General features: G+C 64.0%; 16 protein-coding genes and 1 pseudogene. 14 read left to right on the forward strand and 3 right to left on the reverse strand.

All coding sequences use genetic code 11. The annotated features are described in order from the left end of the window. Positions 1-108: 108 nt before the first annotated feature. The 5 genes from DWF74_RS12230 to DWF74_RS12250 all read left to right on the forward strand — a co-directional run bounded on the left by DWF74_RS12230 (position 109) and on the right by DWF74_RS12250 (position 4,168). Positions 109-702, forward strand: a complete 594-nt coding sequence (locus DWF74_RS12230) for a DUF2796 domain-containing protein (RefSeq protein ID WP_115581035.1) — start codon at positions 109-111, stop codon at positions 700-702. A gap of 64 nt (positions 703-766) precedes the next feature. Then, on the forward strand, positions 767-1,477 hold the full coding sequence (locus DWF74_RS12235) for an ABC transporter ATP-binding protein (RefSeq protein WP_102865282.1): 711 nt from the start codon (positions 767-769) through the stop codon (positions 1,475-1,477). Position 1,478: 1 nt separating this feature from the next. Then, positions 1,479-2,744: an ABC transporter permease gene (locus DWF74_RS12240; protein ID WP_102865281.1), complete on the forward strand. Its 1,266-nt coding sequence runs from the start codon at positions 1,479-1,481 to the stop codon at positions 2,742-2,744. Between the two features lie 25 nt (positions 2,745-2,769). After that, positions 2,770-3,291, forward strand: a complete 522-nt coding sequence (locus DWF74_RS12245; RefSeq protein ID WP_102865508.1) for a DUF3299 domain-containing protein — start codon at positions 2,770-2,772, stop codon at positions 3,289-3,291. A gap of 178 nt (positions 3,292-3,469) precedes the next feature. After that, on the forward strand, positions 3,470-4,168 hold the full coding sequence (locus DWF74_RS12250) for an OmpW/AlkL family protein (protein ID WP_041120027.1): 699 nt from the start codon (positions 3,470-3,472) through the stop codon (positions 4,166-4,168). Between the two features lie 59 nt (positions 4,169-4,227). Here DWF74_RS12250 and DWF74_RS12255 read toward each other — a convergent pair whose 3' ends face one another. Beyond that, the gene (locus tag DWF74_RS12255; protein ID WP_115581036.1) at positions 4,228-5,157 is read right to left on the reverse strand and encodes an NAD-dependent epimerase/dehydratase family protein; all 930 of its coding nucleotides are present in this window, start codon (positions 5,155-5,157) and stop codon (positions 4,228-4,230) included. Then, positions 5,150-6,034 carry a sugar nucleotide-binding protein gene (locus DWF74_RS12260; RefSeq protein ID WP_102865279.1) on the reverse strand — a complete coding sequence of 295 codons (885 nt, stop codon included), beginning with the start codon at positions 6,032-6,034 and terminating at the stop codon, positions 5,150-5,152. Before DWF74_RS12260 ends, DWF74_RS12255 begins: the two co-directional genes overlap by 8 nt. A 220-nt stretch (positions 6,035-6,254) precedes the next feature. Here DWF74_RS12260 and DWF74_RS12265 point away from each other — a divergent pair. Further along, positions 6,255-10,540, forward strand: a pseudogene (locus DWF74_RS12265) (DEAD/DEAH box helicase). Between the two features lie 106 nt (positions 10,541-10,646). On the opposite strand, the gene DWF74_RS12270 reads toward DWF74_RS12265, so the two are convergent. After that, positions 10,647-11,588, reverse strand: a complete 942-nt coding sequence (locus DWF74_RS12270) for a GlxA family transcriptional regulator (protein WP_243433865.1) — start codon at positions 11,586-11,588, stop codon at positions 10,647-10,649. Between the two features lie 159 nt (positions 11,589-11,747). On the opposite strand from DWF74_RS12270, the gene DWF74_RS12275 reads away from it, so the two are divergent. From DWF74_RS12275 to DWF74_RS12310, 8 genes are all read left to right on the forward strand, one after another. Further along, positions 11,748-12,296, forward strand: coding sequence for a cysteine hydrolase family protein (locus DWF74_RS12275; protein WP_102865276.1), 549 nt, complete (start codon positions 11,748-11,750; stop codon positions 12,294-12,296). Between the two features lie 764 nt (positions 12,297-13,060). Beyond that, positions 13,061-14,944, forward strand: a complete 1,884-nt coding sequence (locus tag DWF74_RS12280; RefSeq protein WP_102882389.1) for a 3-dehydroquinate synthase — start codon at positions 13,061-13,063, stop codon at positions 14,942-14,944. After that, complete coding sequence (locus DWF74_RS12285; protein WP_102865274.1) at positions 14,941-15,825, forward strand: UbiA family prenyltransferase; 885 nt, start codon at positions 14,941-14,943, stop codon at positions 15,823-15,825. Before DWF74_RS12280 ends, DWF74_RS12285 begins: the two co-directional genes overlap by 4 nt. After that, entirely contained in the window at positions 15,822-16,589 is a 768-nt protein-coding gene (locus DWF74_RS12290) for an EboA domain-containing protein (protein ID WP_115581037.1), read from the forward strand. Before DWF74_RS12285 ends, DWF74_RS12290 begins: the two co-directional genes overlap by 4 nt. Positions 16,590-16,643: 54 nt before the next feature. After that, positions 16,644-17,528 carry a TatD family hydrolase gene (locus tag DWF74_RS12295; protein ID WP_102865272.1) on the forward strand — a complete coding sequence of 295 codons (885 nt, stop codon included), beginning with the start codon at positions 16,644-16,646 and terminating at the stop codon, positions 17,526-17,528. Beyond that, entirely contained in the window at positions 17,525-18,763 is a 1,239-nt protein-coding gene (eboE, locus tag DWF74_RS12300; protein ID WP_115581038.1) for a metabolite traffic protein EboE, read from the forward strand. The genes DWF74_RS12295 and eboE overlap by 4 nt, the downstream gene beginning before the upstream one ends. Then, positions 18,753-20,198, forward strand: coding sequence for an alkaline phosphatase family protein (locus DWF74_RS12305; RefSeq protein ID WP_115581039.1), 1,446 nt, complete (start codon positions 18,753-18,755; stop codon positions 20,196-20,198). The genes eboE and DWF74_RS12305 overlap by 11 nt, the downstream gene beginning before the upstream one ends. After that, complete coding sequence (locus DWF74_RS12310; protein WP_115581040.1) at positions 20,177-21,364, forward strand: hypothetical protein; 1,188 nt, start codon at positions 20,177-20,179, stop codon at positions 21,362-21,364. Before DWF74_RS12305 ends, DWF74_RS12310 begins: the two co-directional genes overlap by 22 nt. Positions 21,365-21,372: the final 8 nt, after the last annotated feature.

A 21,372-nucleotide genomic window follows, 5' to 3' on the forward strand; every position in this document is an offset into this window, starting at 1 on the left:
AGCATGCTCCCACGCGTCTTGCGCAACGCCAAGCAGGCGGTCAAACTCTGCGGCCTATTGTTATAAGATCACATAACATTTATTTCATCTTCGCCCTGGAGACTTGCTATGCGCCGTCTGCTACTCGCCCTGCCCTTCGCCCTGTTGCCGCTGGCCGTTGCCCAGGCCGCGCAAGCCCATGATCACGAGCATGAACACGGCAGCCTTGGCGCCCATGAACACGGCGTAGCCCGTTTGAACGCGGTGCTCGACGGCCAGGCCCTGGAGCTGGAACTGGAAAGCCCGGCGATGAACCTGGTGGGGTTCGAACACGCCCCCAGCACCGACGCCGACAAGGCCAAGGTCGCTGCCGCCCGCACTCAACTGGAACAGCCCCTGGTGCTGTTCAGCCTGCCCAAGGCCGCCGCCTGCACAGTGGCCAAACAGGAACTGGAGAGCCCGCTGTTCGGCGACAAGCCCGAAGCCGATGACCACGATGACGATGACAAGGACGCGGCAGGTCATGAACATCACCACGAACACAGCGAGATCCACGCTCACTACCAGTTCACCTGCGCCAAGCCGGACGCCCTGAAGCACCTCGACCTGGAACAAGTCTTCAAGACCTTCCCCGCCACCCAGAAAATTCAGGTACAACTGATTTCGCCAAACGGCCAGCAAGGTGTCGAAGCCACCGCCAAGGCTGCCACCCTGAAGTTCTAAGCGCTGCGCCTGTAGCCGCGGCTTCCAGCGGCGGCTACACCACTCACTGCATGATCGGCCCAACATGACCCAAGCACTCATCGAACTGTCCGACCTGGGCTTCAGCTGGCCCGGCCACCCTCAGTTGCTGGACATCCCGAGTTTCCGCCTGGAAGCCGGCGAAACACTGTTCCTCAAGGGCCCCAGCGGCAGCGGCAAGACCACGCTGCTGGGCTTGCTGGGCGGGGTACAGAAACCCAATCAGGGCAGCATCCGCCTGCTGGGCCAGGAGCTGACCGAGCTGGCCGCCGGAGCACGTGACCGCTTTCGCGTCGATCACACCGGCTACATCTTCCAGCAGTTCAACCTGCTGCCGTTTCTCTCGGTACGCGAGAACGTCGAACTGCCCTGCCACTTCTCCAGACTGCGGGCCAGCCGCGCCATTCAGCGCCACGGCAGCGTCGATCAGGCGGCTGCCACTTTGCTGGCCCATCTGGGTCTGAAGGACCCCGACCTGCTCGGCCGTCGTGCCGACTCGCTATCCATCGGCCAACAGCAACGGGTCGCCGCCGCCAGGGCCCTGATCGGCCAGCCAGAGCTGGTGATCGCCGACGAACCCACCTCGGCGCTGGACTACGACGCCCGGGAAGCTTTCATCCAACTGCTCTTCGCCGAGTGCCGTGAGGCTGGAGCCAGTCTGCTGTTCGTCAGCCATGACCAGAGCCTGGCGCCGCTGTTTGATCGCAATCTGTCGCTGGCCGAACTCAATCGCGCCGCCACGCCCGCAGAGGTCTGAGATGTATCTGTTCCGTCTAGCCATGGCCAGCCTGGCTAACCGCCGCTTCACCGCGATCCTCACCGCCTTCGCCATTGCACTCTCGGTCTGCCTGCTGCTGGCGGTGGAACGGGTCCGCACCGAAGCCCGGGCCAGTTTCGCCAGCACCATCAGCGGCACCGACCTGATCGTCGGCGCCCGCTCCGGCTCGGTGAACCTGCTGTTGTACTCGGTGTTTCGCATCGGCAACGCCACCAACAACATCCGCTGGGACAGCTTCGAGCACTTCGCCAACAACCCTAAGGTGAAGTGGGCGATCCCGATTTCGCTCGGCGACTCCCATCGTGGCTACCGGGTCATGGGCACCACCGAGGCCTACTTCCAGCACTACCAGTACGGTCATCAGCAGAGCCTGCAACTGGCCGTGGGCCGGGCTTTCGCCAGTGATCCTTTCGAGGTGGTACTGGGGGCCGAAGTCGCCGATGCCCTGCACTACAAACTTGGCGACAAGCTGGTGCTGGCCCACGGCGTGGCGGCCATCAGCCTGGTCAAGCATGACGACAAGCCCTTCACCGTGGTGGGTATCCTCAAGCGCACCGGTACTCCGGTGGACCGCACGCTGCACATCAGCCTGGGCGGTATGGAGGCGATCCACATCGACTGGCACAACGGCGTGCCGGCCCGTGGCGACGGTCGTATTACTGCCGATCAGGCGCGCAACTTGGACCTGACGCCCCAGGCGATCACCGCCTTCATGCTTGGCCTCAACAGCAAGATTTCGACCTTCGCCCTGCAACGGGAGATCAACGAATTTCGCGGCGAGCCGATGCTGGCGATCCTGCCCGGCGTGGCCCTGCAGGAACTCTGGAGCCTGATGGGCACCGCCGAGAAAGCCTTGTTCGTGGTGTCGCTGTTCGTGGTTCTTACCGGCCTGATCGGCATGCTCACGGCAATCCTTACCAGCCTCAACGAGCGTCGCCGGGAGATGGCCATCCTACGTTCGGTAGGCGCCCGTCCCTGGCATATTGCAACATTGCTGGTACTAGAAGCCTTTGCCCTGGCACTGTTCGGGGTCCTGGCCGGTCTGGGCCTGCTGTACCTGGGCATCGCCCTGGCCCAGGGCTACGTGCAATCGAACTACGGCCTGTACCTGCCGCTGTCCTGGCCCAGCCAGTATGAGTGGACGTTGCTGGGCGGTATCCTGATCGCCGCGCTGCTGATGGGCAGCGTGCCGGCCTGGCGCGCCTACCGGCAATCCCTGGCCGATGGCCTGTCGATTCGTTTATGAGCACCGCTTTATGAAAGCCCAACGCCTGCTGCGCCCCCTGCTTGCCCTGTCGCTGCTGATCGCCACGCCGCTGTGGGCGGCCGGAGCGCCGAAGGATCTGACCTGGTCGGAAATGATCCCGCCGGACGCGCCGCCGGAAGTGCCGAACATGCAGCCGCTGCACGACCTGTCGCAGATGAGCGATGCACTGGCCGCCGAATCGGCCCCCGCCGCCAAGCAGGACCTGCCCAATGCGCCGGTGGTGAAGAGCCTGGACGGCCAGACGGTGCGCCTGCCGGGCTATATAGTGCCCCTGGAAGTAAACGAGGAAGGCCGCACCACGGAATTTCTCCTGGTGCCCTACTTCGGCGCCTGCATCCACGTGCCCCCCCCGCCGTCGAACCAGATCGTCCACGTCACCAGCGAGCTCGGAGTAAAACTCGACGAGCTGTATCAGCCTTACTGGATCGAGGGCGCCATGCAGGTCAAACCCTCTACCAGCGAGCTGGCGGACGCCGGCTACCAGATGGCGGCGCAGAAGATCTATGTCTATGAGTTGCAGGAGTGAGTGCAGCAGCGGTGCCGGCTCGGACAGGGTTCGGGCACCAGGCCAAATGAGTGCAGAACAAAAGAATAGTTCAGCCCTGCCACCGGGGTTCGCCATTTCATTGAGCTGAGTCAAGGCAGTCAACTTGACGATCCTTACCATTGGACATAGCCAATTTGAATCGTCCTTTGGAGCTCCCATGCACAAGTCTCTGCTTAGCGCTTCCCTGATCGCGCTCGCACTCGCCGCCCCGATTGCCAACGCCCATGAAGCTGGCGATATCCTGATCCGCGCCGGTGCCATTACCGTCAATCCAAAAGCCAACAGCTCCGACGTCAAGGTCGACAGCGGCCCGTTGGCCGGCGCCAACCTGGGCGGCAAGGCGACCATGAGCAGCGACACTCAGCTGGGTCTGAACTTCGCCTACATGGTGACCAATAACGTCGGTATCGAACTGCTGGCCGCCACCCCGTTCGAACACGATGTGAAGATCAAGGACACCTCCCTGGCCGCCGCCAACGGCAAGCTCGGTACCCTCAAACACCTGCCGCCGACCCTGAGCGTTGTGTACTACCCGCTGGATAGCAAATCGGCGTTCCAACCCTACGTCGGTGCCGGTATCAACTACACCTGGATCTACGACGAGCACGTCGGCAGCCGCGCCCAGGCCGCAGGTTTCGACAATTTCCGCGCCAAGAACTCCTGGGGTCTGGCCTGGCAGGTCGGTGCCGACTACATGCTGACCGACAAGATCATGGTCAACGCCCAGGTGCGCTACATCGATATCGATACCCGTGCGTATGTGGATAACAACGCCCTGGCCGCCGGCACCCGTGCCAAGGTCAATGTCGACGTTGATCCTTGGGTCTACATGGTGGGTCTGGGCTACAAGTTCTAAGCCCGCCGACAATAAAAAAGGCGCCTCGAAAGGCGCCTTTTTCATGCCTGCACTTTCCCTCAGCGCCCCATCAGGCGGGCGAGGCCGACACTCATCGGAGTCGGCTCGGGAAACGTGAAGCGCTGCAGCAGACGCTGGTTGCTGGCGCGGGAATGACGGATGTCACCGGCCCGGGCCGGACCGTAGCTGATGGCAGGCAATTCGCCGACCACCTCGGCCAGGGCCGCAAGCATCTGCTTGAGGGTGGTGGCCTGATTCAGGCCGACGTTGACCGCCCCCACTTCCAGCTGCGGTGCCTCGATGGCCTGCACCAGCACCTGCACCAGATCACCGACGTAAACAAAGTCCCGCGTCTGCTCGCCATCGCCGAACACGGTAATGGGCAGCCCCTGTTGGGCCCGCTCGCTGAAGATGCTGATGACCCCGGAATAGGGCGAGGAAGGGTCCTGACGCGGACCGAAGATATTGAAGAAGCGGAAGATCGCCGGTTCCAGGCCATGCTGGCGCCGATAGAAATCAAAATAATGCTCGCTGGCCAGCTTGTCCGCCGCATAAGGGGTCAGCGGCGCCTTGGCCGTGTCCTCATCAATGGACTGGCCTTCGCCGTTGTTGCCGTACACGGCCGCGCTGGAGGCGAACAACACCCGCTTGACGCCGCACTGGCGCATGGCCTCGCAGACATTCAGGGTGCCGATGAAATTGCTCTGGTGAGTCTGCACCGGATCGTCCACCGAGGCCTGTACCGAGGCCACCGCCGCCAGATGCGCCACGGCGCAACAGCCTTGCATGGCACGGCTCACCAACCCCGCGTCGGCGACGTCGCCCTCGATCAGTTCTACCCGCGGGTCGTCCAGCGGCAGGTTGCTCGGTTTGCCAGTGGACAAGTCGTCCAGCACCCGCACCGAGTAGCCCTTGGCGAGTAGGGCGTCGGTCAGGTGCGAACCAATGAAACCGGCGCCGCCGGTGATCAATACAGGGCCATCAGCCATGACGATAAAACCTATCCAGTAAGGCCGGGAGCGCGGCACGCCAGGCGCGCGGCTTGATCCCGAAGGTATGAAGAATCTTCTTGCAGGCCAGCACCGCGTGCTGCGGTTCTTCGGCAGCATCGCCACAAGCGGCATGGGCCTGGGCAGTCGGGGCCTCGATGGCCAGCGGGTGCAGTTGCCGTGCTTCCGTCAGCACCGCCTGGCCCAGAGCCAGGGGCGTGGTCGCTTCCTGGCCGGCATAGTGATAGGTGCCCCACAGCGGCGCGGCACAATCGAGCTGCTTGAGCACCGAGATGATCACCCGCGCGGCGTCGTCCACCGGGGTCGGATTGCCCCGACGGTCGTCCGCCATCAACAGTTCTTCCGGGGATTCGGCCCGGGCCAGGAAACGCCCGAGAATGCCGTCGGAGCTGTCGTCCAGCAACCAGCCGAAACGCAGCAAGACGTGCTGCGGACAGGTGGCGCGAACGCTCTGCTCGATCCGCCACAGTGCCTGACCGCGCAGCCCCAGGGGCACCGGCTCGTCTTTCTCGCTGTAGGCGGTGGCCCGGGAACCGTCGAACACTCGATAGCTCGAAGGCTGCGCAAGAATGATGTTGTGATGCTGGCAAAGCTCCGCCAGCCGTTCGACCGCGCGCTCCTGAGCACTCAGGCGTGCCTCGCTCACCGTCTCCGCCTGAAACCAGTCGAAGTAGTAAGCCAGGTTGATCAAGGCATCCGGGCGGGTGTCGTCGAGCAGTTGCGTGAGGCTCGCGGCATCCCAACCGTCTTGCGGCGGACGGGGGGCGAGGAAACCGATGTCCTCCTCCGCACCCAGGCGAATCAGCGCCTGCCCAAGGGCATTTCCGCCGCCCAGTAACATAAGGCGCATTCGCATAGAGTCAGCAGGCCCAGTCTGTTCAGAACGATGGTTTGGATCGGCCAGTCCCGTGGGTTTGACCGTCGAGAATTGCCGGAATCGTTGCATTTTGCGGGTTTGTGGCGCAAGCGTCACTGAGAAAGTGTCGGTGCGACCTTGTGCCCTCAGCGCCGACTGCGACGCCAGCTGCACAGCACGCTACTTGCAAGTTGCCCCGAGCGGCCGCATAAACCCATCCATGACCCTCGCCGAATCCATGAACCCGGTCCTGGACGGTTTTCATCCCGCCGTCAGCGCCTGGTTCGAGCGCACCTTTGCCGCCGTGACCACGGCCCAGGCCCGCGCCTGGCCGTTGATCGCCCAGCGCCGCTCGACCCTGATCGCCGCCCCCACCGGCTCGGGCAAGACCCTCACCGCCTTTCTCGCCGTGATCGATGACCTGGTGCGCCAGGGCCTGGCTGCTGGCGGCCAGTTGCCGGACGCCACCCTGGTGGTCTACGTCTCGCCGCTCAAGGCCCTGAGCAACGATATCCAGATCAACCTGCAGCAGCCGCTGGCCGGCATCACCGAACAACTGCGTCTGATGGGCCTGCCGGAACTGTGCATCCGCACCGCGGTGCGCACGGGCGACACCCCGCAGAAAGAACGCAGCGCCATGCGCAAGAGCGCGCCACAGATTCTCGTCACCACCCCGGAATCGCTCTACGTGCTGCTGGGTTCGGACTCCGGACGCAAGATGCTGGCCAGCACCCGCAGCGTGATCGTCGACGAGATCCACGCCCTGGCCGGGAGCAAGCGCGGCAGCCACCTGGCCCTGAGCCTGGAGCGCTTGCAGGCGCTGTGCGCCGAGCCCCTGTTGCGCATCGGTCTGTCGGCCACGCAGAAACCCATCGAGGCCGTGTCACGTTTTCTGGTGGGGCATGAGCGGCCTTGCGACATCGTCGACATCGGCCATGCCCGCCCCCGGGACCTGGATATCGAAGTACCCCCGGTGCCGCTGTCGGCGGTCATGGCCAATGATGTCTGGGAGCTGGTGTACGAGCGCCTCGCCACCCTGAGCCGGGAACACCGCACCACGCTGATTTTCGTCAACACCCGACGCCTGGCCGAGCGGCTGGCCCGGCACCTGAGCGAACGCCTGGGCAAACAGGCGGTGGCCGCGCACCACGGCAGCCTGGCCAAGGAGCAGCGCCTGGAGGCCGAGCAGCGGCTCAAGGCCGGGGACCTGCAAGTGTTGATTGCCACCGCCTCCCTGGAGCTGGGCATCGATATCGGTGATGTCGACTTGGTGTGCCAGATCGGCTCGCCGCGCTCGATCTCGGCCTTTTTACAGCGCGTCGGGCGCTCCGGCCACCAGGTCGGCGGCACCCCGAAGGGCCGGTTGTTTGCCCTGACCCGGGACGACCTGATCGAATGTGCCGCTCTGCTGGACTGCGTGCACCGCGGCGAGCTGGACAGTCTGCTGATTCCCCATGCGCCGCTGGACGTGCTGGCCCAGCAGATCGTCGCCGAAGTCAGCTGCCAGGAATGGCCGGAAGGAGCGCTGCTGGACCTGCTGCGCCGGGCCACGCCGTACGCCGACCTGGATCAGGCCCACTACCAGGCCCTGCTGCAGATGCTTGCCGAAGGCTTCAACGGTCGCCAGGGCCTGCGCAGCGCCTATCTGCATCGCGATGCCCTGACCCGCACCCTGCGCGGCCGTCGTGGGGCCAAGCTGACGGCGGTCACCAGCGGCGGCACCATTCCCGACAACGCCGACTACAGCGTGCTGCTGGAACCTCAGGGCCTGAACATCGGCAGCGTCAACGAAGACTTCGCCGTGGAAAGCATTGCCGGCGACGTGTTCCAGCTGGGCAACACCTCGTATCGCATCCTGCGGGTGGAAGCCGGCAAGGTGCGGGTCGAGGACGCCCAGGGCCAGCCGCCGAACATCCCCTTCTGGCTCGGTGAGGCCCCGGGGCGCAGTGCCGAGCTGTCCAGCGCCGTGGCCCGCCTGCTGGCGCAACTCGACGCCCTGCTCGGCGCGACGCCGGGCCAGTTGCAACCGGCCATCGACTGGCTGCAGCAGGCGCTGGGGCTGAACCGCGCCAGCGCCGAGCAACTGGTGGATTACCTGGCGCCCGCGCGCCTGGCCCTGGGCGCCCTGCCGTCCCAGGACACGCTGATCATGGAGCGTTTCTTCGACGAATCCGGCGGCACCCAACTGGTGATCCACAGCCCCTTCGGCAGCCGCATCAACCGCGCCTGGGGCCTGGCCCTGCGCAAGCGTTTCTGTCGCACCTTCAACTTCGAACTGCAGGCTGCCGCCAGCGAGGACGCCATCGTCCTGTCGCTGTCTACCAGCCACAGCTTCGCCCTGGATGAAGTCTGGCGGTATCTGCATAGCAACAGCGCCGAGCACCTCCTCATCCAGGCGCTGCTGGACGCCCCACTGTTCGGCGTGCGCTGGCGCTGGAACGCCGGGATCGCCCTGGCACTGCCGCGCTACAGCGGCGGGCGCAAAGTGGCGCCGCAGATCCAGCGGATGAAAAGCGAAGACTTGATCGCCAGTGTGTTTCCCGACCAGATCGCCTGCCTGGAAAACCTCGCCGGCGAACGGGAAATCCCCGATCACCCGCTGGTGGAACAGACCCTCGACGACTGCCTGCACGACGCCATGGACAGCGAAGGCTGGCTGCAGCTGTTGCGGCGCATGGAACAGGGTCAGGTGCGCCTGCTGAGCCGCGAGTTGCCGGCGCCCTCGCCCCTGGCGGCGGAAATTCTCAGCGCCAAGCCCTACACCTTTCTCGATGACGCGCCCCTTGAAGAGCGCCGCACTCAGGCGGTATTGGCGCGGCGCTGGAGCGACCCGCAAGCCACCGACGACCTTGGCGCGCTGGATGCCGACGCCATAACCGCCGTGGCTGAAGAGGCGTGGCCAAACCCGGCCACGGTCGATGAAATGCACGAAGCCCTGATGAGCCTCGCCGCCATCAGCGAGGCTGAAGCCCAAGCCAACCCCCAGTGGCCGCAATGGCTCGCAACCCTGGCAGCCCAAGGCCGTGCCTGCCGCTTGCCGGTGGGCCCCAGTGAACAGGTATGGCTGGCCCTGGAACGCATTACCTGCCTGCAAGCCCTGTATCCCCAAGCGCCTCTGCAGCCGGCCCTGAACCCCGTACCCGGCTTCGATCAGGCCTGGGACCCGGAACCTGCGCGAGTGGAACTGATTCGCGCGCGCCTCAGCGGCTTTGCCCCCCAGACCCTGAGCCAGATCGCCGCCCCCCTGGGCTGCCTCCCGGGCAAATCACCCAGGCCCTGGTCCAGCTTGAAACCGAAGGCTATGTACTGCGGGGGCGCTTCAGCCCCGATTGCCAAGAAGAGCAGTGGTGCGAACGCCACCTGCTGGCACGAATTCACCGCTACACGGTCAAGCGCTTGCGCCGGGAGATCGAACCGGTGGCCCTGCAGGACTTCATGCGCTTCCTGTTCGACTGGCAGCACCTGTCCCCAGGCACCCAGGGCCAGGGCAGCGCCATGCTCGCCGAAGTGGTCAGCCAGCTCGCAGGCTACCCGGCGGCGGCCTCAGCCTGGGACAGCGACCTGCTGCCGGCGCGGATCAAGGATTACTCCGCCAATTGGCTGGATGAGCTGTGCCGTAGCGGCAAGGTGGTCTGGAGCCGGATCAACAGCACGGGCAAGACCGCCAGCAGCGCCCTGCGCAGCACGCCGATCGTGCTGCTGCCACGCTCCCAGGCCGCTCTCTGGAGCGCATTGACCTGTCCGGCCGACAGCCACGAGCTCTCGCCCAGGGCGCAGAAAGTCCACAGCGTACTGAGCCAGCAAGGCGCTCTGTTTTTCGATGAGCTGCTGCACGAAGCCCACCTGCTGCGCAGCGAACTGGAAAGCGTGCTCCAGGAACTGGTGGGCGCCGGCCTGGTGAACGCCGACAGTTTCGCCGGGCTGCGCGCCCTGATTACACCGGCGAGCAAACGCCAGAACCGCAGCAGCCGACGAGGTCGCGGGGCCTTTGTCGGTGGCATGGACGATGCCGGACGCTGGGCCTTGCTGCGTCGTTCAGCGACTCAAGACTCGACAGCCACTCTGGAACAGGTGGCCATGACCTTGCTGCGCCGTTACGGCGTGGTGTTCTGGCGACTGCTGGAACGCGAGGCGGACTGGCTGCCCAGCTGGCGCGAACTGCTGCGCACCTTCCATCGGCTGGAAGCCCGGGGAGAGATCCGTGGCGGGCGCTTTGTCAGCGGTCTGGCCGGCGAGCAGTTCGCCCTGCCGGAAGCCATCCCGCTGCTACGGGAGGTACGCCGCCGGCCCCATGACGGCAGCCTGATCGCGGTGTGTGGCGTGGACCCGCTGAACCTTGCCGGCACCCTGCTGCCCGGGCCCAAGGTGGCGGCACTCAGTGGCAACCGCCTGGTGTATCGCGACGGCCTGCCCGCCGCGGCCGAGATCGGCGGCACCCAACACTGGTGGCTGGAACTGGAACCCGAGGCCGCCCAGGCCCTGCGCAACAAACTCATCCAGCACTGACCCTCCCCTGCGGGAGCCGGCATGCTGGCAGAGGCGGCAGCGTCAATCCCCGGCCATTGCCCGGTCTTCCCAACAGCTACAGGGCCGGGCTTTACCGCTGCCGGGTCTATTGCCCTCGATTGGCGGCACTGGGAGACACACCGAAACGGTTGCGGTATTCGCTGGGGGCCAGGCCGGTGATTTTCTTGAACAGGCTGCGAAAGGTCGCCGGGTCCTGGTAACCCACGGTCCAGGCGATGTGATCGATGGTGCCGTTGGTGAACTCCAGCATCTCCCGCGCCTTGCCCACCCGCAGGTGCTGGCAGTACTGGGTCGGTTTGAGGCCGGTGGCGGCGCGGAAACGTCGCAGCAGGGTTCGCTCTTCAAGACCCGCCTGTTGCGCCATCGTCGGCAGCGACACATCCACCGCGCCATTGGCCTGCAGCCAGTGCTGCAACTTGAGGATCGCCCCATCACCATGGTTGAGGATCGGCGCGAAATTGCTACCGCACTGGCTGGCGCTGTCGCTGTGCTCCATCACCAGAAAACGCGCCGTGGCACTGGCGATGCTCGGCCCCAGCAGGCGGTCCACCAGGCGCAGTCCCAGTTCGGCCCAGGCCATCAGCCCGGCCGTGGTGATCAGGTCGCCATCGTCGACTATGGGCTGGTCGGCCTCCAGGCGCACCTGTGGATAACGGGCGGCGAACGCCTTGGCCGAGGTCCAGTGGGTGGTGGCGCTGCGGCCATCGAGCAGGCCACTCTCGGCCAGCAGGATCGAGCCCACACAGACCCCGCCAAGCGTGGCGCCGGCCGCATGCTGCTGGCGCAACCAGCTCACCAGGGCAGAGGACGACTGGTTTGCGGAAAAACCTGCCAACGAAGGCGGTATCACCACGGCCAGTAGCTTGCCGCTCTCTCCCTCCTGGCTGTCATAGATCCGCCGTGGGCCTTGTGCCTCAGAGGCTTGCCAATGGCTGACCCGCAACCGCGGCAGTTGCGCCAGGGGCTGCTCACCGGCAATCCGATTGGCCACTTCGAACAGATCGGTCAGACCATGCACTGCCGCCATCTGCACCCCGGGATAAAGCAGTACGCCCAGTTCGGCGACCGAGCCTTGAATGCCCACTGTCAGTTTTCCCCCTGTTAATGTCGATGCGGCCAATCCTCCTGGGAGCAAGGGCCACCGATACTGGGCCCCAGGTTATCCACTCACTTGGAGGCAACACCCATGGCCAAACAGGCGCTCATCGTAATCGATATCCAGAACGACTACTTCGCCCACGGCAAATGGCCCCTGGTCGGGGTCGACGCAGCGGCGGACAACGCGGCAAGGCTGATCCAGGCCTTTCGCCAGAAGGCGCAGGCGGTGGTGCACATCCGCCACGAATTCACCTCCGACAGCGCGCCCTTTTTCACCCCAGGCTCCGAGGGTGCGCACTTGCACCCCAAGGTGCTGAACCGCGCCGACGAACCCGTGGTGCTCAAGCACTTCGTCAACTCGTTCCGGGAAACCGAGCTGCAGGCGATCCTCCAGCAACAGGGCATCGATGAACTGGTGATCGTGGGCAACATGAGCCACATGTGCGTAGAGGGCACCGCACGGGCCGCTGCCGACCTGGGCTACCCGGTCAAGGTGATACACGACGCCTGTGCCACCCTCGACCTGGAGTTCAACGGCCAGCGAGTAGCGGCGGCGCAAGTACAAAGCGCGGTGATGTCGGCCCTGGCATTCGCCTACGCCGATGTCCTGTCCACCGAAGAGTTCCTCGCGGCCTGATCGCTTGCATTCTGCGCCGACGATGGCGGTGAGCTCAGCCTCACCGCCGTTTGTGTCTGGGCAGGCATGCCCCAGACAGATATCCACGGGCAAGGACGCCACACCGCCTGTTGTCGCCAGCAAGACAACTTCCCGAACTACTTACGAATGATTCTTGTTATTCAGGCTAATTGTTAGTTGCGACCAAACTCTCGTCGCCACAACTCAAAGCGGTCAAATAAATGGCGTCATTAACAATGGTCGACATTCAATAGCTAACTAATGGAAATGCTTTAACCCCCGATTATTTCAAATCCTGCCTTGAGCTTTACCAAGAGTCGCTTCGCGCCTAATAACATCAACACTTATAAATCTCAGTGCTTACTTCTTACGGTTACCTCTAATTCAATATAGCCAAAGCGAATAATACATATAACAAAAAACAAGCTCACCTATCACAGGACTCCCCACCCCCCGGATTCATTGCCCTTAAAGCCAAGCAACAAGGTTGCACCACGTCCCTGGGGAGGGTGTTTGCAACAGTATCAACAGCAGAACTCGATACTTTCCCAGCGCGCCAGAAAAGAGCCTTGCGAGCCACTTCAATCACCTTACTTGCAAATCCAGCGACCTTGGCTAAGTTGATAGCTACTCGCCACTGAAGTGCTCTTCAGCCGCCAGAAAACCAATAAAAAACTGTCGAGGAACTCAATAACCGGACGCCCCCCGCCTGCCCCAGCTGAGACTGACACGGAATTAGTCATATTAATCAAGAGGGATGCTTGATGAAGCGCAGTTCATTGCCTCGAGTTTTTTCATTCAAGGGTGCGGCCGAAAATTACTGGCTCTCGTTAGTGCTGTTTTCGATCCTGGTGGTCGCCAGCTTCCTGCTGTTTGAACAACAGATCCAACAGTTGCTGAATCACCTTGGCAACTTCCTCCCTTCCGATCCCGTGCAACGCACCAGCCTCGCTCTGCTGCTGGTCACCCTGCTGGCCCTGGACGTGCTCTTGCCGGTGCCTTCCAGCCTGGTGGCGCTGCTGGCCGTTGCGGTCCTCGGCGCCGTTGGCGGCTATCTGGTGATTTTCATCGGCCTGTGCCTGGGAGCCTGTCTGGGCTACTGGCTGGGGGCCGGCTACTTTCGCCTGCTGTCCAACTGGCTGGGGCTCAGGAGCTGGCAGCCGGGGCAACTGGCCTATCGCCTCAGCACCCTGTCGCTGATCTGCCTGCGCGGAGTTCCAGTGCTGGCAGAGACCTCGGTGCTGGCCGCGGGCATGCAGCGTTATCCACTGCGCCAGTTCCTGCTGGTCACCACCCTGGCCAATGCCGGGCTGGCCCTGGCCTACGCCGCCATCGGCAGTTTGCTGGTGGAGCAGAACGCACTGCTGGCGACCATTCTAGCCAGCATGGTGCTGCCGGGGCTGGTCCTGGGCGCCCGCAGCCTGCTCAAGCCTCGCGCTGCGCAGCCGCCGATGGAGCAAAACCATCCTCTGGAAGGACGCTTCGAGGTGAGCTACCACTACCCGGTGCTGTTCACCGATCACATTTTCCAGGCCGACAATCCCTGCCTGCACCGGCAACTGGTCCAGGCGCAACAGGGACGCACCACCGTGCTGGTGTTCATCGATGAACAATTGCTGCAGTGCTGCCCACAACTGCCGCAACAGATCGACGCCTATTTCAGCGCCCACGCCGCCGACCTGCATCTGCAGGCCGCACCGATCCCGGTGCCGGCGGGCGAACTGAGCAAGACCCCGGACGTGCTCCAGCAGTTGTATGCCCACATGCTTGAACACGGCCTGGACCGCCATTGCTATGTGCTGGCCCTGGGCGGCGGCGCGGTACTGGACGCCGTCGGCTATGCCTGCGCCACCTTTCATCGGGGGATGCGGCTGATCCGCATCCCGACCACGGTGCTGGCCCAGAACGACGCCGGCATCGGGGTCAAGAACGGCATCAACGCGTTCGCCCAGAAGAACCTGCTGGGCGCCTTCTACCCGGCCACGGCAGTGATCAACGACTTCCAGCTGCTGCTCAGCCTGTCGCCCCGGGACCAGATCGCCGGGCTGGCCGAAGCGGTGAAAGTGGCCGTGATCAAGGACGCTGCATTCTTCCAGTGGATGGAGCAGCAGGCCGAGGCCCTGGCGAGCTTTGAACACAGCGCCAGCCGCTACGCCATCTTCCGCTGTGCGCAATTGCATCTGGGGCATATCACCGGGGCCGGCGACCCCTTCGAACGGGGCAATGGCCGCCCCCTGGACTATGGGCACTGGGCTGCGCACAAGCTGGAGAACCTCAGCCAGCACCGCTTGCGCCATGGTGAGGCGGTGGCGGTGGGCATGGCCCTGGACGCGCTCTATGCCAATGCCACCGGCTTGCTGAGCCATGCTGAAACCCAGCGCCTGTTGCAGCTGCTGGACAAGCTCGGCTTCAACCTGTGCCCGCCGGAGTTGCGGTTGCAGGATGCCCAGGGCCGCTCCCTGGTGCTGCTGGGGCTGGAGGAGTTTCGCCAGCACCTGGGGGGCCAGTTGTCGATCCCGATGCTCAACCGCCTGGGCCAGTCCACCGATGTGCACCACATCGAACTGCCGGTCATGGAGCAGGCCCTGCTGCGTCTGAGCAGTTTCGGTGGGCCGGACTTCGCCTGGACCGAAGGCTGCGCCCAATGAGCCACTCCTCCCTGACCACCTGGCTGACCCTGGGCCGGGTATCCAACCTGCCGACGGTGTGGACCAACGCCCTGGCCGCCGCGTTGCTGGCCAGCAGCGCCACCACCCTGGCACCGCCCTCGCCACTGGTGTGGACCCTGCTGCTGGTGGCGCTCTCGGCGCTGTACCTGGCCGGGATGCTGCTCAACGACCTGCTGGATGCCGATTGGGACCAGCAACATCAGAACCCGCGGCCGATTGTCCTGGGCCTGGTCAGCCGGACTCAGGTCAGCCTGGCCACCGCTGCCCTGTTGCTGCTGGCGGCGCTGTCGGTACTGGGCCTGAGCCACCTGATCGCGCAGCCCCATTGGCTGCTGGCCAGCGCCGGCTTGCTGCTGCTGTTCATCCTGGCCTACAACCTGCTGCACAAAAAATACCCCCACAGCGTCTGGCTCATGGGCGGCTGCCGCTCGGCCCTGTACCTGACCGCCGCCGCCAGCCTGGCCATGCCACCGCAGCCGCTGTGGCTGTGTGCCGCGCTGCTGGGCACCTACATCGCCGGCCTGACCTACCTGGCCCGACTGGAGCATCGCAACCAACTGCTCAGCCGCCTGCCGCTGCTGCTGATGCTCAGCCCCCTGGCCCTCGCCGCTTACGCAGACAACGGGGTGTTCTGGCTGGTCCTGCTGCTGTGGCTGGGCTGGTTGGGCTGGCACTACCGGCGTCATTTGGCCAACCCGCAACAGCGGCAGATTCGTGCCTTTATCGGTGCCGGCCTCGCCGCCCTACCGTTGTTCGATGCCCTGGTGCTGGCCCTGGCCAATCAACCCCTGGGCAGCCTGCTGTGCGTGCTGGTGTTCTTTCTGCTGCCCCACCTTCAACGCTGGATCAAGCCGACATGACCATGGACGTCACTTTCCCCACCTCGCTCCCGCTCGTCATGCGCCATGAGGCCTTTGCCGAACGCCGCCGCCAACTCGACGACCAGCTCGACGACGAGAACCGCCGCTGGTGGCACGCCGCCCTGGAGCAACTGGCCAGCCAAGCGTCGGCCAACACCCTGGTGCTGCTCAGCAGCCAGTGCAAGCGTCGCTTTGGCAACGCCGAGGTCAGCGCCAGCCCAGGCTGGAACCGGACTCAACTGGCCCGCGCCTTGCTCCTGGAGCAACTGCTGGAACAGCAGGCCGGGGGCGATCAACTGGCCCTGCTGCGCCAGCTGTTTCTGTGGGGCGACGACCAGGAAAAAAGCGTGCTGCTCAGGGTCCTCGACGACCTCGACACAGAGGGTCGCAGCCTCGAACTGGCGCTCCAGGCAGGACGTACCAACAACCGTGAAGTGTTCGCCGCCCTCGCCCTGGACAACCCCTTTCCCGCTCGCCACTACCACGACCGGGCCTTTCACCAGTTGCTGCTCAAGACCCTGGGCATGGGCCTGGACAGTGGGCGCATCGAAGGCCTGGCCCAGCGCCACAGCGTCGACCTCAACCAACTGGCCCTGGAGCATATGGAAGAACAGTTGGCGGCGTTCCGCAGTGTCAGCGACGGGCTGCCCCATGCCATCGCCTTCGAGCTGTTGAGCCAGGCCCAGCGCCAACGCTTGCGCCACCTGTGCCAGCAGCGACGACTGCCACCGCACTGGCTCCAGCACTTGCCACCCGACGCCTGATTCGACACCGGCGCACCCACTCCATTTTCTCTACCACTGCATCAGGGACTCACCATGCCGAAGTACTTCGACCCGCACATTCATATGGTCAGCCGCACCACCGACGACTATCAGAACATGGCCGCCGCCGGTATCACCGGGGTGATCGAGCCGGCCTTCTGGCAAGGCCAGGCGCGCACCAGCGTCGGCAGCTTCATTGACTACTTCGACACCCTTCTGGGCTGGGAGCGCTTTCGCGCCAGCATGTTCGGCATTCACCACTTCTGCACCATCGGCCTCAATCCCAAGGAAGCCAATGACCTGTCGGTGGCCAACGAGGTGCTGGAGATCCTGCCGCGCTACCTGGTCAAGGACGGTGTGGTAGCGGTCGGCGAGATCGGCTACGACGACATCACTCCCGAGGAAGACCGCTTTCTCGCCGCGCAACTGGAGCTGGCCAAGCAGTTCAACCTGCCGGTGCTGGTGCACACCCCACATCGGGACAAGATCGGCGGCACCAAGCGCACCCTGGCGGTGATCCGTGAAGTGGGCATCGCCGAGCATCTGGTGATCATCGATCACCTCAACGAACTGACCCTGCCCCTGGTGCTGGACAGCGACTGCTGGCGCGGGCACTCCATCTACCCCAACACCAAGATGTCGGAGCAGCGCATGGTGGCCCTGCTCAAGGAGTACGGCACCGAGAAGATGGTGGTCAACAGCGCCGCCGACTGGGGCATCAGCGATCCGCTCAAGGTGCCAAAGACCGGCCAGGCCATGCTCGCCTCCGGATTCAGCGAGGCTCAGGTGGAACAGGTGCTGTTCCATAACCCGGTGGATTTCTTCGCCCAGAGCGGACAACTCGACAAGCAACAGGTGAGCACCCCGCTGCCCATCGACCAGCGTCGCCAATGGCAGGACAACTCCGCCCTGCGCGGCCAGGAACCGGTGGTCAAATGAGCGCCCGGGCCGGTTGGAGCGCCGCGCAGATCGGTTACTGCAGCAACGTGCACCCGGCGCGGGACGTGGCCGGCCTGGAAAGTTCGATCCTCCAGCACTTCCAGGGGGTGCGCCGCCAGCGTGGCCTGGCGGTGCAGGACAGCGGCCTGTGGATCAGCGCCCAGGCGGCCGCCGAGCTGCAGCAGCCCGCAGTGCGCGAATCCTTCCTCGGGCTGTTGCACGACAGCGGGATGCGCCTGACGTCCCTCAACGGCTTTCCCTACGGCCAGTTCCATCAGGGTGCGGTGAAGGCCGAGGTCTACCGACCGACCTGGGCCGAACCACAACGCCTGGAGTACAGCCTGCAACTGGCGGAGTTGCTCGCCGCCGCCCTGCCCCTGGACTGCCAACAGGGCGTGATTTCCAGCGTGCCCCTGGGTTATGCCGCCCTTTGGGACGACGCCCAGCAACAACAGGCCGAGGCCCAGCTGTTGCAGTTGACTGCCGGGCTGGCCAGCCTGCATCGACGCAGCGGCAAGAAGATCCTGCTGTGCCTGGAGATGGAGCCGGACTGCGTACTGGAAAACACCGATCAGGCCATCGCCTTCTTTCAGCGCTGGAAAGCCACCGACCCCCACCATCAATACCTGGCGCTGTGCTTCGACGTCTGCCACCAGGCGGTGGTCTTCGAGGACTGTTACCAATCGCTGCAACGGCTGCTGCAGGCGCGTATTCCGGTGGGCAAGATCCAACTGTCCAATGCACTGATCTGTCACTTGCCGGTGACGGACCTGGCACGCCGCGAGCAGGTACTGCAGGCCCTGGGTAACTTCGCCGAAGCCACCTACCTGCATCAGGTGAAGGCCCGTGACCGCAAAGGCCAACTGCTGGCCTGGGCCGACCTGCCCAAGGCACTGCAGGCGGTGGAAGCGGTGCAGGGCCAGTGCCCCGAGTTGCGCATTCACTTTCACGTGCCCTTGTTCAGTGAACAGTTCCTGTTGCCAGAGCTCAACGGCAGCCAGCAGGCCCTGATGCGCACCTTCGACTTTCTCGCCGCCCATCCGCAGTGCCAGCCGGTGCTGGAAGTCGAGACCTACAGCTGGAACGTACTGCCCGGCACCCTGCGTCCGGACACCGAACAAGCCCTGCTCCAAGGCATAGCCGCAGAGCTGCAGTGGGTTGAACAACAGTTGCGCCAGCGGCACTTGCTGCATGGGCAATCGTCCCCCATGGAGGCGCCAGCCCATGCCCTCTGAAGCACTGCGCCAGCCCCTGCTGCTGATCAACGTGGTCGGCCTGACCCCCAGCTTGCTGGGCCCGGCCACGCCGCGGATCAACGCCCTGCTGCAACGGGCCAAAATGGCCCGGCTGCGCCCGGTGTTCCCGGCCGTGACCTCGACGGTACAGGCTTCGATCCTCACCGGCTTGCCACCTTCGCAACACGGCATTGTCGGCAACGGCTGGTATTTGCGCGATCAGGCCGAAGTGCGCTTCTGGCTGCAGCCCAATGCGCTGATCCAGGGTGAAAAGGTCTGGCAGACCTTGCAACGTGAGATCCCCGGCCTGCGCTGCAGCCAGCTGTTCTGGTGGTTCAACATGTACGCCGAGGTGGATGCCGCCATTACGCCACGCCCCCACTACCCGGCCGACGGGCGCAAGATGTTCGGCCTCTACTCGTCACCGCCCGGGCTGCACGAACGCATCGAACGGCAGATTGGCGAGTTTCCCTTTCCGGGCTTCTGGGGCCCGGCGGCGGGCATTGCCTCCAGTCGCTGGATCGTCGACTGCGCCATCGCCGAGTTCCAGATCAGTCGCCCCGACCTGCAACTGATCTACCTGCCGCACCTGGACTACAGCCTGCAACGCCTGGGGCCCGAGCATCCGTCCATCAGCGACGAAGTGCGGGCCATCGACCATGAAGTCGGGCGCCTGCTGGACTTTGCCCAGCAACAAGGCGCGGCGGTGATGCTGGTTTCCGAATACGGCATCGAAGCGGTGCAGCAATCAATCTCCATCAACCGCGTGCTGCGGGAACAGGGCCTGCTGCAAGTACGCCGTTCCCTGAGTTGGGAGCTGCTCGACCCCGGCGCCAGTGCCGCCTTTGCCGTGGCCGACCATCAGATCGCCCACGTCTACGTGCGCCAGCCCAGGGACATTGCTCGGGTCAAGGCCCTGCTGCAGCGCCAGCCGGGTATCGAGCAGGTGCTGGATAAAACCGAACAGCGGGCCTGGCAGCTCGATCACCCGCGCAGCGGCGAGCTGGTGGCGGTGGCCGCCCCGAGCTTCTGGTTCGATTACTACTACTGGTTCGACGACCGCCTGGCCCCGGACTTCGCCCGCACCGTGGATATCCACCGCAAGCCGGGCTATGACCCGCTGGAGCTGTTCATCGATCCGGCGATCCGCTTTCCCAAGCTGCGGGTCGCCCGCCGCCTGCTGCAGAAGAAGCTCGGCTTTCGCTACTACATGGACCTGATTCCCCTGGACACCCGTCTGATTCGCGGCAGCCACGGACGCTTGCCGAGCAACGATGAGGTGGGACCGCTATTGATCACCGATTGCGATTTACCACTGCCGGAGCATCTGCCGGCCACTGCGGTAAAGCACCTGCTCCTAGAGCATTTCCTAGGGCGCCCCTATGACGACACGGCTCAAGCCAAGGAGATTCCATGCGGCGAACCATCCCTATAGCAGTACTCAGTGTGTTGAGCGGTCTCGCTCAGGCACAGAGCCCGAACACCTTCGATTGCAACAAGTTCCTGACCTTCGCAGACGACCCCACGACCACTCTGGCGACGTTCAAGCAGAGCCCGGAAACCATGGCCTGGAACTGGTTTGTCTGCCTCAACCAGCCGGATGCCAGCCATAACAACAATCGGGTCTGGGAAACGTTCAAGCCTTCCGATCAGGTTTACCTGTTGAAGGGGGCCGAGCCCCTGCCCTACTCCGACCATGAAAACCTGCCGAGCGAAGTCCCGGAACTGGCACAAAAGCAGGGCATGGACCCCAAAGGGCTGTTTCAGTTTCTCGGCAACGACATGCCAGGCAGCCCGCAGAACGGTATCCAGCAGGTGGATGGCCTGGCTTTGAAAATGCGCAGCGGCCCACCGGTGCCACCGTCGAAAAACGAACAGTTGGTGCGTTTTCACCTGTTGATGGGCGAGGACACCTTCAACTACATCGTCGCCAACAAGATCTACAACCGCGATGGCCTGGCCAAGCTCACCAGCAACCTGGACTTCCCGGACACGGCCTGGGAGTTGAAAACCTCCTGGTTCTGGATCGGCACCGACCAGGACTTCAAGGCCCTGTTGACCCAGGACGGGTACTACATCTCCCAGGCCTATTACGTGGACAGCACGGGCCAGTATCAGGTGGGCTACGCCGCCCTGAGCGGCATGCATGTGATCAACAAGCTGACCCCGGACTGGGTCTGGACCACCTTCGAAAACCGCAACAATCCCAAGTACACCGTCACCAATGACACCCCACCCAAGCCGATGACCAACATCACCGGCCCCACCGAGGCGGCCAAACCGGTGAACACCGGCTTCCAGCAGCAGTATTCGAACCTGGCCCAGTACGAACTGATCGGCGTGCAGTACGACCAGAACCTTGCCGAACCCAAGCTGCTGGCCAACTCCCAGCTGGAGTCGGCGTTCCAGGGCAGTTCTTCATGCCTGGCCTGCCACAGCACAGCGGCCTATTCGACGAAGAAGAACACCTTCTTCTCGTTCAACATCGACCACACAGGCGGAATCCTCTACCCCACCAGCGTACTGCCGGACAAAGACTTCGTCGGTTATCAAAAACTGGATTACGTCTGGTCGCTCAAACGCGCCCAGTGGAAACGCTAAGGAGAGCA

The sequence above is a fragment of the Pseudomonas protegens genome (assembly GCF_003363755.1).
Taxonomy (GTDB): domain Bacteria; phylum Pseudomonadota; class Gammaproteobacteria; order Pseudomonadales; family Pseudomonadaceae; genus Aquipseudomonas; species Aquipseudomonas danubii.